Genomic DNA, 13,092 nt, shown 5'->3' with positions numbered 1-13,092 from the left:
TAGTTATTTGTTGTTTAAGTCTTTTATATCCTGAAAATACCTCCAAAAGCAATAACACGTTGTAAATAAAGGAAGTGTTGCGATGCGCTTTCGGCAGTATTGCTTGTAGTACGAATATCTGGCATGTTAATATAACCACCTTTTAAATCGAGTTGCATAAAGAAATGCTTAAAAAAGGTGAAGTTAAGTCCCGCATGCATAGAAATACCATAGCCGGCTAAATGAAACTCATCGTATCTGTCTTTTTGTAATAGTGTTGTATTTGTTTTTGGATATAGAATACCACCAGCTAAACCTTCGGTTATGTTTATTTGAAATTTATCGGTGTTTTGGATATTGAAAAGTTTTGAAATATCGTCATATCTAGAAAATTCGGTATAGATGTAATTTAGACCATTTGTGTGTTCGAACATTAAAAAATCTTCGGAAATAAAGGTTTCATCGTTATTGTAAGTACCATTAAACTGCGAACCTGTTTCGGTGACAGGTATATTTATGTAACCATCTACGGTTTGGTTTCTGTTTCTGCGCATGACATATTTCATATGGTCTAAACCTAAGGAAACGGTGTATTTATCTGATATAAAATAACCTATTTTAGCATTGGTTTGCGGTATGGTAATTCGTGTTGGGTTTAAATAATCGATATGCCAACCTTTAGGTTTGTCTTTTGCAGCGACATCTTTTATAGTGAAATTGTAATCTTCACCTTTAAAATGAATATCTGATCTGGAGAAGGATTCTCTGTTTCCGCCCCAACTAACAAAGAATTTACCTTTATTGGATGCTGTATATTTTACGGGTTGAGTGTCTTGTGCTACTAGGTTAAGTGAAAGCAAAAATAAAGCTAAACCTAAATAAGGTTTTAATATTTGGAATGTCATAATTGGGGAACTATTAAAGAGAATTTACCGTTTTTCTGATGGCTACTAGGTTGCTTAATAATTTTTCTAAATTATCTAAATGTAGCATATTGGCACCATCGCTTTTTGCATTTGCAGGGTCGAAGTGCGTTTCTATAAATAAACCATCTACATTATTTACAATACCAGCTCTGGCAATAGTTTCTATCATATTTGGGCGTCCGCCAGTTACTCCAGCCGATTGATTAGGTTGTTGTAGTGAATGGGTAACATCTAAAACGGTAGGTGCCATTTCTTGCATAGTTGGAATACCACGGAAATCGACAATCATGTCTTGATACCCAAACATGGTACCTCTATCGGTAATCCAAGCTTTGTTGCTGCCAGCGTCTTTTACTTTTTGTACGGCGTGCTTCATGGCCTCGGGACTCATGAATTGTCCTTTTTTTAAGTTGACTACTTTACCCGTTTTTGCTGCTGCAACGACAAGATCGGTTTGGCGTACTAAAAATGCTGGGATTTGAAGCACTTCAACATATTCCGCTGCTTTGATTGCATCTGAAACTTCGTGGATATCGGTTACTGTAGGAACATCGAAAGTTTCGGATACTTTTCTAAGAATTTTTAAGGCCTTTTCGTCTCCAATACCGGTAAAACTATCTATGCGGCTACGGTTTGCTTTTTTAAAACTGCCTTTAAAAATATAAGGGATTTCTAGTTTATTGGTGATGGTAATTACTTTTTCGGCTATACGCATTGCCATATCTTCGCCTTCAATGGCACATGGACCACATAATAGAAAAAAGTTATTGGAATTTGTATGTTTTATTTTTGGTACCTCGCTAAGTTGCATGTGCTATAAAATTTAGGTTGCAAAGTTACGAAAAGGAGTTTTAATAAAACACTACTGTTTTGGGTTTTGATTATTGCAGGCAGAGACGCCCGCGTTAGGGATTGAACGGCCTGTTTAAGCTCCCCGACCTTAGGAGGGAGCGAGTAGTGAAAGCCCGACCCTGTGGGTAACGCCCAACTTATTGTATTACTGTAAAAAACCTGGTTTTAAACGCTTTTTGCTAAACTGTTTTTTATAATCCAGAGTGCCATAGCCAAACTTGCGAAAATAAATAGACCGCCGTAAACCATAAATTGCTTTATTGGGTAAGAAACGGACACAATTTGAAGCATATCTGATACGAAAGCTAAAATAAAATACGACGAAATGCACACAAATGTGATTCCTAATGTGAAATTTAATTTTTTACTTGGCTTTAATATTTGCCATAAAAATGGAATACCAAATAATAGAATTGGATATGCTGTTAAACCTTCGGTACGATTTACTACGGTAAACCAATACGCTGTAATGGTAATAAAATATAGGTATGGAAAGAGTTTTGTATAATTGGATATGCTTTTCATAATTCTGTTTTTTTAGAGGGATTGTACTATAATAAACGGAAAAATTAGGAAATTAGTTTTTTGAAATTATGATTATAACATATAATTAACTTTTTATGCTAGTAAAATGTTAAATTAAATAGATTTAAAATTAAATATAGCGTACCTTTGCAGGCTTAAAATAAGGCACTATAATATGGCTACTATTAAAAACATTGCAATTATTGCACACGTTGACCACGGTAAAACTACGTTGGTTGATAAAATTATGTATCACTGTCAATTGTTTCGTGAAAACGAAAACACCGGTGATTTAATTCTTGATAATAATGATTTAGAGCGTGAAAGAGGTATTACAATTACTTCTAAAAACGTATCTGTTGTTTATAAAGGAACAAAAATTAATATTATTGATACACCAGGTCACGCCGATTTTGGAGGTGAAGTTGAACGTGTATTAAACATGGCCGATGGTGTTGTGTTATTGGTTGATGCTTTTGAAGGGCCTATGCCACAAACGCGTTTTGTATTACAAAAAGCGATCGATTTAGGTTTAAAACCATGTGTGGTTGTAAACAAAGTTGATAAAGAAAACTGTACGCCTGATGAGGTACATGAAAAAGTTTTCGATTTAATGTTTGAACTAGGTGCTGAAGAGTGGCAGTTAGATTTTCCAACAGTTTACGGTTCGGCTAAGAATAACTGGATGAGTGACGATTGGAGAAATGAAACTGACAATATTGAGCCATTACTAGATATGGTTATTGAGCACGTTCCGGCTCCTGTATTTCCAGAAGGTACAACGCAAATGTTAATTACATCTTTAGATTTCTCTTCTTTTACAGGTCGTATTGCGATTGGTAGAGTACAAAGAGGAACTATAGTTGAAGGACAACAAATTGCTTTAGTTAAACGTGACGGAAGTATTGTAAAAAGTAGAATTAAAGAAGTCTTTATTTTTGAAGGTCTTGGACGTAAAAAAGTAGATAGTGTTCAAACAGGAGATATTTGCGCTCTTGTTGGTGTTGAAGGTTTTGAAATTGGAGATACTGTTTCTGATTTAGAAAACCCTGAAGGATTAAAATCTATTGCTATTGATGAGCCTACAATGAGTATGTTGTTTACAATTAACGATTCGCCTTTCTTCGGTAAAGATGGAAAGTTTGTAACATCTCGTCATATTAAAGATCGTTTAGAAAAAGAATTAGAGAAAAACTTAGCACTTAAACTAGGTGAAACTGGTAGTGCAGATAAATTCATGGTTTTTGGTCGTGGTGTATTACACTTATCGGTTTTAATTGAAACTATGCGTCGTGAAGGTTATGAGCTTCAAATTGGACAACCACAGGTAATCATTAAAGAAATTGATGGTGTTAAATGTGAGCCTATTGAAGAGTTAACTATTGACCTTCCTGAAACTGTTTCTGGAAGAGCTGTAGAGTTTGTAACTTTACGTAAAGGTGAAATGCTAAGTATGGAAGCTAAAGGAGATCGTATGATTTGCGAATTCTTAATTCCTTCGCGTGGTATTATTGGTTTACGTAACCAATTACTAACGGCAACTGCAGGTGAGGCTATTATGGCACACCGTTTTAAAGAATACCAACCCTTAAAAGGTGCTATTCCAGGACGTATTTCGGGATCTTTAGTATCTATGGAAAACGGAACAGCAATTCCTTATTCTATTGATAAATTACAAGATCGTGGTAAGTTTTTCGTAGAGCCAGGTGAGAATATATATGAAGGCCAAGTAATTGGTGAAAACTCTCGTCAGGATGATATGAATATTAACATTACTAAGGCTAAAAAGCAAAGTAATGTACGTTCTTCTGGAGCAGATGATAAAGCGAAAATTGTACCAGCAATTAAATTCTCTTTAGAAGAAGCTTTAGAATATATCCAAAAAGATGAATACGTAGAGGTTACACCAAATCACTTACGTTTACGTAAAATTTGGTTATCTGAAGTAGACCGTAAAAGAAACAAGTCTATATAAATTTAGAAACGCTTTTACATTTAGCAGGGTTACATTCATATTTTATTAAACCTGTAAATAAATTACAAAAGGTAAACACCCAAGGTGTTTACCTTTTGTGTTTTACAGCAGTTTGGTTTAGTAATTATCATAGCTTTATTAAAAGTCACTTTAAACTACGGTTAGTTGTAATTACCTTGAGTAAAACACGTTGAATGAGGCGTTTTTAGTAATAAAAGCTAGGTTTTATAAATTAAACTTTTAAACCTTAAATGATTTTGTATATTTGGTTAGCTCTTATTAACACAAAACATAATTGGTTCTTTAAAACGTTTATATAATTTAAACGCATTTTGGTGGGTCAAATAAAAAAGGTAATTATCTATTAATTGGGAAAATTAATACAATATATAAACGATAAGGTTTTAGTCAAGATTGCCTCATTGCAAAGTGCCTCGGTATTTACTAGAATACTAGGAGGGATATTAACTTCAAAAGCTATTGCTGTTTTTATTGGTGCCGAAGGTTTAGCCTTAATAGGTAATTTACGAAATTTTGTTAGTGCTTTTCAAACAGTGGCGACCTTAGGTTTTTATAAGGGGATAGTTAAATACATAGCAGAATTTAAAGAAGACACCTTAAACCTTAGTAGAACACTTTCTACGAGCTATTACATGGGTTTTATTGCTACCGTAATGGTTTCTTTCTTTTGTTATTTTAAAGCAGAATGGATAAATACTATAATTTTTCCAACATATAATGATTATGCTTATGTAATTCGAATTTTTGCTATAGTGATTCCTTTTTATTCGCTTAATATGTTTTCCTTTTCTATAATGAATGGGTTTTCAAAATATAAAATTCTAATTATAATTAATATTATTGGTCAGGTGCTAGGCGTCGCCATAGCCTTACTATTAATTTTTCAGAATAAAATTGATGGTGCCTTAATATCGGTTGTTATAGCAGAATCGCTTATATTTTTAATAACGCTAGTTGGTATTATTAATAGAAAGAGTTTAATAAGCCAGATTAAGCTAAGTAATGTAAGTTTGGGCGTATTAAAAAAGCTGAGTCCTTACTCGTTAATGGGTTTGTTTACAGCGGTTTTAATGCCTTTTGTTACTATCGCTATTAGGTCCTATATTATTGATAATTTAGGATATAAAGACGCAGGTTTTTGGGAGGCTATGACAAGAATATCAGACTATTATTTAATGTTTGTAAGCTCCTTAATTGTATTATATCTTTTACCTAGATTTACCGAAATTAATGGTTTTAAAGCCTTTAAGAAGGAAGTGTTAAGTTTTTATAAAACGATAATACCTATTATGCTGGTTGGTTTATTACTTATTTATGTGTTAAGGCATTTTATTGTTTTAATTGTTTTTTCTATTGAGTTTACACCTGTGGAAGATTTGTTTTTCTGGCAACTTTTAGGTGATTTTGTTAAGATATTATCTATTGTTATTGCTTATCAGTTTTTAGCTAAAAAAATGTTTTGGCATTATATTTTAACCGAAGCTTTTCTTGTAATTATATTATATACCACTAGTGTATATTTTATTGATTTATACGACAATGTTGAAGGAGCGGTAATTGCACATTTTGTGAGTTACCTTATGTACTATGGTATTATACTTCTTATTTTTGGTAGTTCTCTTTTTGGTATAGAAAGTGAAAAGGAGTAACGAATTAAGTATCTAAAACCCTATTATCACGAATTTTACTTCATTTAAGAATGAATTTTAAATTATATAACTTCTCACGGCTGTTTAAGGCTTCCTACTTTAACGCGGTAATTGTATTTGTAAAAGTTATATGTGGTTTAGTTATATCTAAAACAGTGGCGGTATTTATGGGGCCGTCAGGCTTAGCTTTGTTAGGAAATTTGAAAAGTTTCACAGAAACAGCTATCAGTTTTACTTCCGTTGGTTATCAAAATGGTACGATTCGTTATATCTCAGAATTTAGTAAAGACAAAAGCCAACAAAATAGAATTACAACAACAGTTTTACAATTAAGTCTATGCTTTTCTCTAATTATAGGTGTTTTACTATGGTTTTTTTCAAATTATTGGAGCCTTGTTCTATTCAAATCTTTAGACTACACGTATGTGCCTAAACTTTTAGCTTTCGGTTTACCGTTTCTATCTTTCAATTTAATAACGATCTATATTCTTAACGGATTAGAAAAATTTAAAAAGTTAGTTGTTATCAATTCTGTTTTAAATATAACCCAGATGATAGTTGTTGTTTATTTGGTAATTAACTTTAATTTGAAAGGAGGTTTAATAGGAACTATTATTGGGCCAGTTTTCGTGTTTTTAATTAATATAATGACATTAGGAAATGATAGGGGTCTACTATTTAACTTGTTTAAGGTTAGTTTTTTTTCTTTAAAGGTTGTTAAAAATATGAGTGCATATTTTTTTATGGCTATTTATTCCTCAGCTATAGTTTCTATAAATGTATTGTTAATTCGAAACCTTATAATTGAAAAGTTAAATGTTCAGGAAGCAGGTTATTGGGAAGCGATGAATAGGATATCGTCTTTTTACATTATGTTTTTTATTAGTTTAACATCGTTTTATTTGTTACCTCGGTTGTCAAAAACAAATAATTTTAAGTTATTTATAGAAGAGCTTAAGAACTTTTATGTCTTGTGTATTCCACTACTACTTATTGTGTTTTCTTCTATATATTTTTTAAGATTTTTTTTGTTAAAGTTGTTGTTGAATGAAGAGTTTTTACCGACCTCTAATTTGTTTTTTTGGAAACTTATTGGTGATTTTATTAGTGTTTTGGCTATTGCGTTAGTGAAGCAGTTTCATGCCAAAAGAATGGTAAAAGCTTATATTGTCAGTAATGGGGTTTTAAATCTTTTATATTTTGGTTTAAGTTATTTTTTAATCGATATTTATGGTTTAGAGGGAATTGTAAAATCATATGCGATTAGCTATCTTATTTATTTGATATTGGTTATTATATTTATTGTCTCTTTTTTTAAAAAAAAAATAAGGTTAGATACGTTTAATATTATGTTTTAAGATCTGTTTAGTATTTGTAAAGCCTCTAAGTTAAATTAATGAGATTAAAAAAAAAATGTTAGCAAATATTTAATTTGATATGAATAAATTATTAGAAACATTGATTTTGTATTCTATACCGTTATTGTCTAAATATATTTTTATTTTCTTTTTTGGAGATATTGAACTGATAATTTGGATAGATATATTAGAAGATATTTTATTCTATGTTTTTGTGTTAAATTTTTTGGTTTTCTTTAAATATAAATTGATATGTAATCTTCTTTTGTTTTTTTATATTCTTTATTTTATAATTGAAACTTCGTCTTTTATAGCAGTATCTTCAAATTTCACTTCATCCTTCATGTTTGTTTTAATTGAAACTAATGGTACAGAGTTTAAAGAGTTTTTGAGTGCTTATTTTGATGTTAAAATTGTTTTTTATGTCATTTTTATGTTTGGTTTATTTATAATTTTGAGAGTAGAAAACTTAAAATATAAAATTACAAATTGGTTTGCTTATTCTATAGTTTCTTCTTTATTAATTATTGGTACCTTAAAATTAACAGGGTTTATCGAGCATAATGCTTATCATAATATTGTTAGAGGGATTTATGGCTATAAAACTTTGCATAATAACTATCAATTATCCAAAAATAATATTAGTGATTCAGATTTAGTCATTACTAGTAATAATGATGTTTTTGTTGTAGTATTGGGAGAGTCTACAAATAGAAATCATATGCAGTTATATGATTATTATAAGAATACCACACCTCTTTTAGAAAGTATTAAGGATAGTTTATATGTTTATAATAATGTTATTTCAACAGACGTGCTCACATTAAAGGCGATGCCAAAGATTTTAACATCCATGGATAATAAAACGGGTTTTAATCCAGGTAATATATTAAATATTGTTAGTGTCTTTAATGCTGCTGGTTATAAAACCTTTTGGTTGTCTAATCAACGACCTATTAGTTACCATGATAATTTTATAAATAAAGTAGCTTCTTCATCCAATTATTTTAAGTTTTATAATTATAAAGTAGATAAACACGCATCGGGTTATGATGGTATAATGTTATCAGATTACAAAAAAATTTTAAATGAAGAAGGTAAAAAAGTTGTGTTTATAAGGCTTTTAGGAACCCATTTTGACTACAATAAACGTTACCCGAAATCGTTTTCTAGGTTTAAACCCAAAGATAGTTCTACAAAGGAGAAAATTATAAGTGATTATGATAATGCAATTTTGTATAATGATTATATAGTATATTCTATGCTAGATGAGTTAAGAAAAAAAAATAAAAAAAGCGCTTTTTTGTATTTTTCCGATCATGGAGAAAATGTTTATGATCAAGGAGAGTTTTTTGGGCGTAATGAGGCAAATTTGAAACAATCTATGTTTGAAATACCATTTATATTTTGGGGCTCTAAAACTTTTGAAAAACCTACTGATTTTGTTTTTCAAAGTCAAAGGAAGTTTATGAGTGATCATTTTTATGAAAGTATGGGGCATGTTTTTGGTATCATGCATAAAGACATGGATGTTAATAAAAGTATTTTTAGTAGCTCATTTAAGAAGCGAGAACGCGCTGTTGTCAATGGAGTAAATTTTGATGAATATTTTTTAGAAAGTAATGAAAATTAAAATTTGCTTGCTAATTGAACGATTAAATAGCGGAGGTGCCGAACGTTCCGCAGGTTTAATATCCCAAATTATTGAGCGGTTGGGGCATGACGTATTTATAATTACACTGTTCGATGATATTGCATATCCTTACTCAGGGAAACTTATTAATATAGGTGAATTTAATCATTGTTCTGGATCAATATTAAATAGGTTCAATAGATATTGGCAATTACGAAAACAGTTACATCAAAATAAATTTGATCTCGTATTTGATTTTAGGTTAAAGGAATCTATAATTAGAGAGTTTTTTTTAAACAAATTAGTTTTTAGCACTAGAATGGTAAATATGGTGAGAAGCTTTCATCTAAATTGGTACTTTTCTAATCCGAAAATTGTTTCGAAACATTTATATCGTAACTATTCTGGAATAAACACTGTGTCTTTAGAAATTGAAAAGGAAATAGAACGTCTGTTTAAATTTTCTAATGTTTCTACAATATACAGTCCTATAGATATTGAATATATTCAGAGAAAATCCCAGGAGGCGAATTATATAGAGGATGATTATATAATTGGAGTTGGAAGGTTGGAACCTATAAAGCAATTTGATAAGTTGTTATTAGCTTATAAAGAATCCGTTTTGCCTAAAGAAAATGTTAAACTTTATATTTTAGGCAAAGGATCTCAAAAGACCAATTTGCTTAAGCTTATTATCGACTTAAATCTTGGTAATATGGTTAAAATAATCCCCTTTAACGAAAATCCATTCATTTATATAAGGAATGCAAAATTTTTGATTTCATCAAGTAAAAATGAGGGTTTTCCGAGGGTCTTGTTAGAAAGTATGGCCTGTGAAACACCCGTAATTTCATTTGATTGCAGTTCTGGCCCAAGCGAGATTATTGTTGATGGTAATAATGGACTATTGGTAGAAAATCAAAATTTTGAAGCACTGAAAGATGCTATAGATATAATGTTTTTGGATAAAGAATTATATCGAGAATGCAAGGCTAATTCCTTAAAGAGTATATCCAAGTTTTCTATGGAATCTATTAGTGTAAAATGGAAGCAATATATTAATTCTTTAATATTGGGCAATAAATTCATATCATAACAAAGATTTTGAAATAGATTTGGATTGGATTAAGTTTATTTTTTAAACCAAATGTATATTGATTTGAGGTAATAGAATACAGGAATAGGTAAATAATACTTAACTTTTCTAGTGAATGATAAATTTGACACCTCTATTTTCTTCTTATAGTATTTTACACGTTCATAATTCCTCTCCATTTTAAATAAAACGACAAGCTTAAAATAAATAAAATCTAAGTATGGTTTTAAATCTTCATGATTTTCGACTGTCAAATACTTACCAAAATCTGGTATAATTTTTTTAAAATTAACGTTAGGACTCGTCATTTGGTTTTCGAATAGTATTCGGTAATATATTTTTGGAGATTCATAAGTCAAAAAGTTATATTGTTTTAAAAGTCTTATGTAAAAATCTTCATCCTCCCCATAATTAACGTTTTCCTCAAAATAACCAACATCCTTAAAAACATTTTTATTTAAAACCACAGAGCTAGGTGAGATTTTTGAATTTAACATACCTCTATAATTACTAATAGGTTTTACATAATTTAATGAAAGTTCAGAGCGACCTAAATTAATAATTGATTTTGGAGTTAAAATTTTATAATTAGTAACAAAAGCATTATAATCTTTAAACGATAAAATCAATTTATGTGCGGTTTCTAGGTAATCTTCCATCCATAAATCATCGGCATCAAGAAAAGCCACAAAATCAGATTTAGCTCGATGTATACCATAATTCCTGGTATAGGATAGCCCTCTGTTTTTATTTGAAAAAATTTTTATTCTTCTATCTTTAATTTGCTCAACAATATTTAAACTGTTATCTGTAGAACCATCATTTATAATGATGATTTCAAAATCTTGAAACGTTTGAGTAAGTACACTATTTAGGGTATCTGCGATATAATTTTCTTTATTGTACAAGGGGATTATAACAGAAAAAAAATGTGTCATGTTTAGAAATCAGTTTAAGCAAAAATAAGATATTTTATATACTCTATTTTTTAAAATAAATGATTTAAATCTTTAGATTTGCCTTTATGCATGGAAAAGCCATTCAAATTGTTTCTTTTGACAATCCTTATCCTCCCAATTATGGAGGTGTTATTGATGTATTTTATAAAATTAAAGCCCTAAGTGATTTAGGGGTAAAGGTTTATTTACATGCATTTTATGATGATAGAACGGATGTTTCTGGTTTAAAGCCATATTGTGAAAATATCATACTTTATAAAAGAAATAAAGGAATGTTAAAGCATTTTTCGATTTTACCTTACATGGTTAATACACGATTTTCCAAGGAATTAATTATTAATTTGGAAAAAAGTGATGCACCTATTTTATTTGAATCAGTGCGAACAACAAGCGTATTACGAAGACATATATTCAAGCAGAAAACAGCAGTAAGATGTCATAATATAGAGCATAATTATATTTTCGGTTTATGTAAAAGTGAACGAAATTTGTTCAAGAAATTAGCCTTTTATATTGAGGGGTATAAGCTCAATCATTTTGAACGCATTTATAATAAAGTTGATTATTTATTTCCTTTGGCTTTCTATGAGCAATCATATTTTAATAATATATTTAAAGCGAAATCTACATTTATACCCGTATTCCAAGGGGGTACCAAGGTTGAAAGTTTAGAGGAGTTTGGAGAGTATGCCTTATTTCATGGCGATTTGTCAATTTCTGATAATATAAAATCCGCACTATTTTTAGTCGATGTTTTTAAAGGTATAAACGAGCCATTAATAATTGCTAGTTCAAAACAAGTGCCATTGCTAATTAAGAAGATTAAGAATCATAAGCATATTTCTTTCCAATTAGTTTCAGATGATAATCATTTGAATGAACTCATTAAGAATGCTCAGATAAATGTTTTGTATTCGTTCCAACAATCTGGTACAAAACTAAAGGTGTTTAATGCCTTATTTAAAGGTCGCCATTGTATTTTGAATAAAAATATGATAGACGACCAAGCAGTCCTAGACGTGTGTCATCTAGCTGAAAATAAAATTGAGTATGAAAATTTGGTTAAGAATTTATTTAAAATGGAATTTAAAGTAACCAAAGAAAGGCGGGAGGCGTTAAGTAAATATGATGCTAAACATAATGCAAAAGAATTAATTGAACTTATGTGCTAGTTTTTACGTTGCACTACCTCATAAACCTGATTCTCATCACACTTTAAAGTCTTACTAGGGTATTTTAATAGCAATGCGTAATCATGTGTAGCCATTAAAATGGTATTGCCATTTTTATTAATGTCTTGAAGTACCTCCATAACCTCAACACTAGTTTGTGGGTCTAAATTTCCGGTAGGCTCGTCGGCAAGTATAAGTTCTGGATCGTTTAATAAAGCCCTAGCAATAGCAACACGTTGTTGCTCGCCTCCAGAAAGTTCATGAGGAAATTTAAAACCTTTAGTTTTCATATCAACCTTGGTTAAAACCTCTTCAACCCGGGTTTTCATTTTGTCCTTATCTTTCCAGCCCGTCGCTTTTAATACAAAAAGTAAATTATCGTTAATTGTTCTATCCGTTAGTAATTTAAAATCTTGAAAAACAACACCTAATTTGCGTCTTAAAAATGGAATGTCTTTTTCTTTTAAATTTTTTAAATCGAAATCAACAATATGGCCCTCACCTTCTGTTAAAGGTAAATCGCCGTAAAGTGTTTTCATAAAACTACTTTTTCCTGTACCAGTTTTTCCAATTAAATAAACAAAATCCCCTTTGTTAATTTCCACATTTACGTTGGATAGTACTAAGCTATCTCCTTGAAAAATAGAAGCATCTTTTAATTGTAAAATGGAATTTGACATAAGGTAATTAAAGATTTTGTTACTGATGTAAATGTATTATTTAAAATTTGAAAGTAAAAGTTTAACGTAAAAAGAATAAAAAAAGTCTAATGACAATGGGTAATTGGTTTAATTATCGATTATCCCATCTACTGTCTACTGTCTACTGTCTACTGTATTCCATATTCTATCATTTCTTTGCATTCATTTTTTTCAACATTTGTTAACTTGATTATAATTATGGCACGATTATTACGTTATTAATTTATCTTTGATTTTAAATTAAAA

General features: G+C 30.1%; 11 protein-coding genes. 6 read left to right on the top strand and 5 right to left on the bottom strand.

The annotated features are described in order from the left end of the window. Nucleotides 1–23 precede the first annotated feature (23 nt). The 3 genes from AAFN75_RS02495 to AAFN75_RS02485 all read right to left on the bottom strand — a co-directional run bounded on the left by AAFN75_RS02495 (nt 24) and on the right by AAFN75_RS02485 (nt 2,282). Nucleotides 24–884 carry a hypothetical protein gene (locus AAFN75_RS02495; protein ID WP_411808082.1) on the bottom strand — a complete coding sequence of 287 codons (861 nt, stop codon included), beginning with the start codon at nt 882–884 and terminating at the stop codon, nt 24–26. Between the two features lie 13 nt (nt 885–897). Next, nucleotides 898–1,716, bottom strand: coding sequence for a 3-deoxy-8-phosphooctulonate synthase (gene kdsA / locus AAFN75_RS02490; protein ID WP_411808081.1), 819 nt, complete (start codon nt 1,714–1,716; stop codon nt 898–900). A gap of 206 nt (nt 1,717–1,922) precedes the next feature. Continuing rightward, nucleotides 1,923–2,282 (bottom strand): hypothetical protein, encoded by a 360-nt coding sequence (locus AAFN75_RS02485; protein WP_411808080.1) that lies wholly within the window; start codon nt 2,280–2,282, stop codon nt 1,923–1,925. 175 nt (nt 2,283–2,457) lie between these two features. Here AAFN75_RS02485 and typA point away from each other — a divergent pair, with 175 nt between their 5' ends. The 5 genes from typA (at nt 2,458) to AAFN75_RS02460 (ending at nt 10,014) form a co-directional block, all read left to right on the top strand. Next, nucleotides 2,458–4,257 (top strand): translational GTPase TypA, encoded by a 1,800-nt coding sequence (gene typA, locus AAFN75_RS02480; protein WP_411808079.1) that lies wholly within the window; start codon nt 2,458–2,460, stop codon nt 4,255–4,257. Nucleotides 4,258–4,625: 368 nt separating this feature from the next. After that, entirely contained in the window at nt 4,626–5,927 is a 1,302-nt protein-coding gene (locus tag AAFN75_RS02475) for an O-antigen translocase (protein ID WP_411808078.1), read from the top strand. Between the two features lie 50 nt (nt 5,928–5,977). Continuing rightward, nucleotides 5,978–7,285 carry an O-antigen translocase gene (locus AAFN75_RS02470; RefSeq protein ID WP_411808077.1) on the top strand — a complete coding sequence of 436 codons (1,308 nt, stop codon included), beginning with the start codon at nt 5,978–5,980 and terminating at the stop codon, nt 7,283–7,285. Between the two features lie 79 nt (nt 7,286–7,364). Continuing rightward, complete coding sequence (locus tag AAFN75_RS02465; RefSeq protein WP_411808076.1) at nt 7,365–8,918, top strand: phosphoethanolamine transferase; 1,554 nt, start codon at nt 7,365–7,367, stop codon at nt 8,916–8,918. Beyond that, a complete protein-coding gene (locus tag AAFN75_RS02460; protein ID WP_411808075.1) occupies nt 8,908–10,014 on the top strand; it encodes a glycosyltransferase in 1,107 nt (368 codons plus the stop codon). Before AAFN75_RS02465 ends, AAFN75_RS02460 begins: the two co-directional genes overlap by 11 nt. 35 nt (nt 10,015–10,049) lie before the next feature. Here the strand turns inward: AAFN75_RS02460 and AAFN75_RS02455 are convergent, their stop codons facing one another. Then, entirely contained in the window at nt 10,050–10,952 is a 903-nt protein-coding gene (locus tag AAFN75_RS02455) for a glycosyltransferase family 2 protein (protein WP_411808074.1), read from the bottom strand. Between the two features lie 86 nt (nt 10,953–11,038). Between AAFN75_RS02455 and AAFN75_RS02450 the strand changes: the two genes are divergently transcribed. Continuing rightward, a complete protein-coding gene (locus tag AAFN75_RS02450; RefSeq protein WP_411808073.1) occupies nt 11,039–12,145 on the top strand; it encodes a hypothetical protein in 1,107 nt (368 codons plus the stop codon). Here the strand turns inward: AAFN75_RS02450 and AAFN75_RS02445 are convergent. Then, nucleotides 12,142–12,825: a cell division ATP-binding protein FtsE gene (locus tag AAFN75_RS02445; protein WP_411808072.1), complete on the bottom strand. Its 684-nt coding sequence runs from the start codon at nt 12,823–12,825 to the stop codon at nt 12,142–12,144. The two genes, AAFN75_RS02450 and AAFN75_RS02445, sit on opposite strands and share 4 nt — an antisense overlap. Between the last annotated feature and the right edge of the window lie 267 nt (nt 12,826–13,092).

This window comes from Algibacter sp. AS12, from assembly GCF_046736315.1.
GTDB lineage: Bacteria > Bacteroidota > Bacteroidia > Flavobacteriales > Flavobacteriaceae > Algibacter_B > Algibacter_B amylolyticus.
The sequence above is the reverse complement of the archived record's forward strand: the minus strand, read 5'-3'. Positions and strand labels throughout refer to the sequence as shown.

Excerpts from the sequence above, each read along its gene's own strand:
- AAFN75_RS02455 (WP_411808074.1), bottom strand. The coding sequence starts at position 10,952 with ATGACACATTTTTTTTCTGTTATAATCCCCTTGTACAATAAAGAAAAT.
- AAFN75_RS02485 (WP_411808080.1), bottom strand. The coding sequence starts at position 2,282 with ATGAAAAGCATATCCAATTATACAAAACTCTTTCCATACCTATATTTT.
- AAFN75_RS02460 (WP_411808075.1), top strand. The coding sequence starts at position 8,908 with ATGAAAATTAAAATTTGCTTGCTAATTGAACGATTAAATAGCGGAGGT.
- AAFN75_RS02470 (WP_411808077.1), top strand. The coding sequence starts at position 5,978 with ATGAATTTTAAATTATATAACTTCTCACGGCTGTTTAAGGCTTCCTAC.
- AAFN75_RS02445 (WP_411808072.1), bottom strand. The coding sequence starts at position 12,825 with ATGTCAAATTCCATTTTACAATTAAAAGATGCTTCTATTTTTCAAGGA.
- AAFN75_RS02465 (WP_411808076.1), top strand. The coding sequence starts at position 7,365 with ATGAATAAATTATTAGAAACATTGATTTTGTATTCTATACCGTTATTG.
- AAFN75_RS02450 (WP_411808073.1), top strand. The coding sequence starts at position 11,039 with ATGCATGGAAAAGCCATTCAAATTGTTTCTTTTGACAATCCTTATCCT.
- typA (WP_411808079.1), top strand. The coding sequence starts at position 2,458 with ATGGCTACTATTAAAAACATTGCAATTATTGCACACGTTGACCACGGT.
- AAFN75_RS02495 (WP_411808082.1), bottom strand. The coding sequence starts at position 884 with ATGACATTCCAAATATTAAAACCTTATTTAGGTTTAGCTTTATTTTTG.
- kdsA (WP_411808081.1), bottom strand. The coding sequence starts at position 1,716 with ATGCAACTTAGCGAGGTACCAAAAATAAAACATACAAATTCCAATAAC.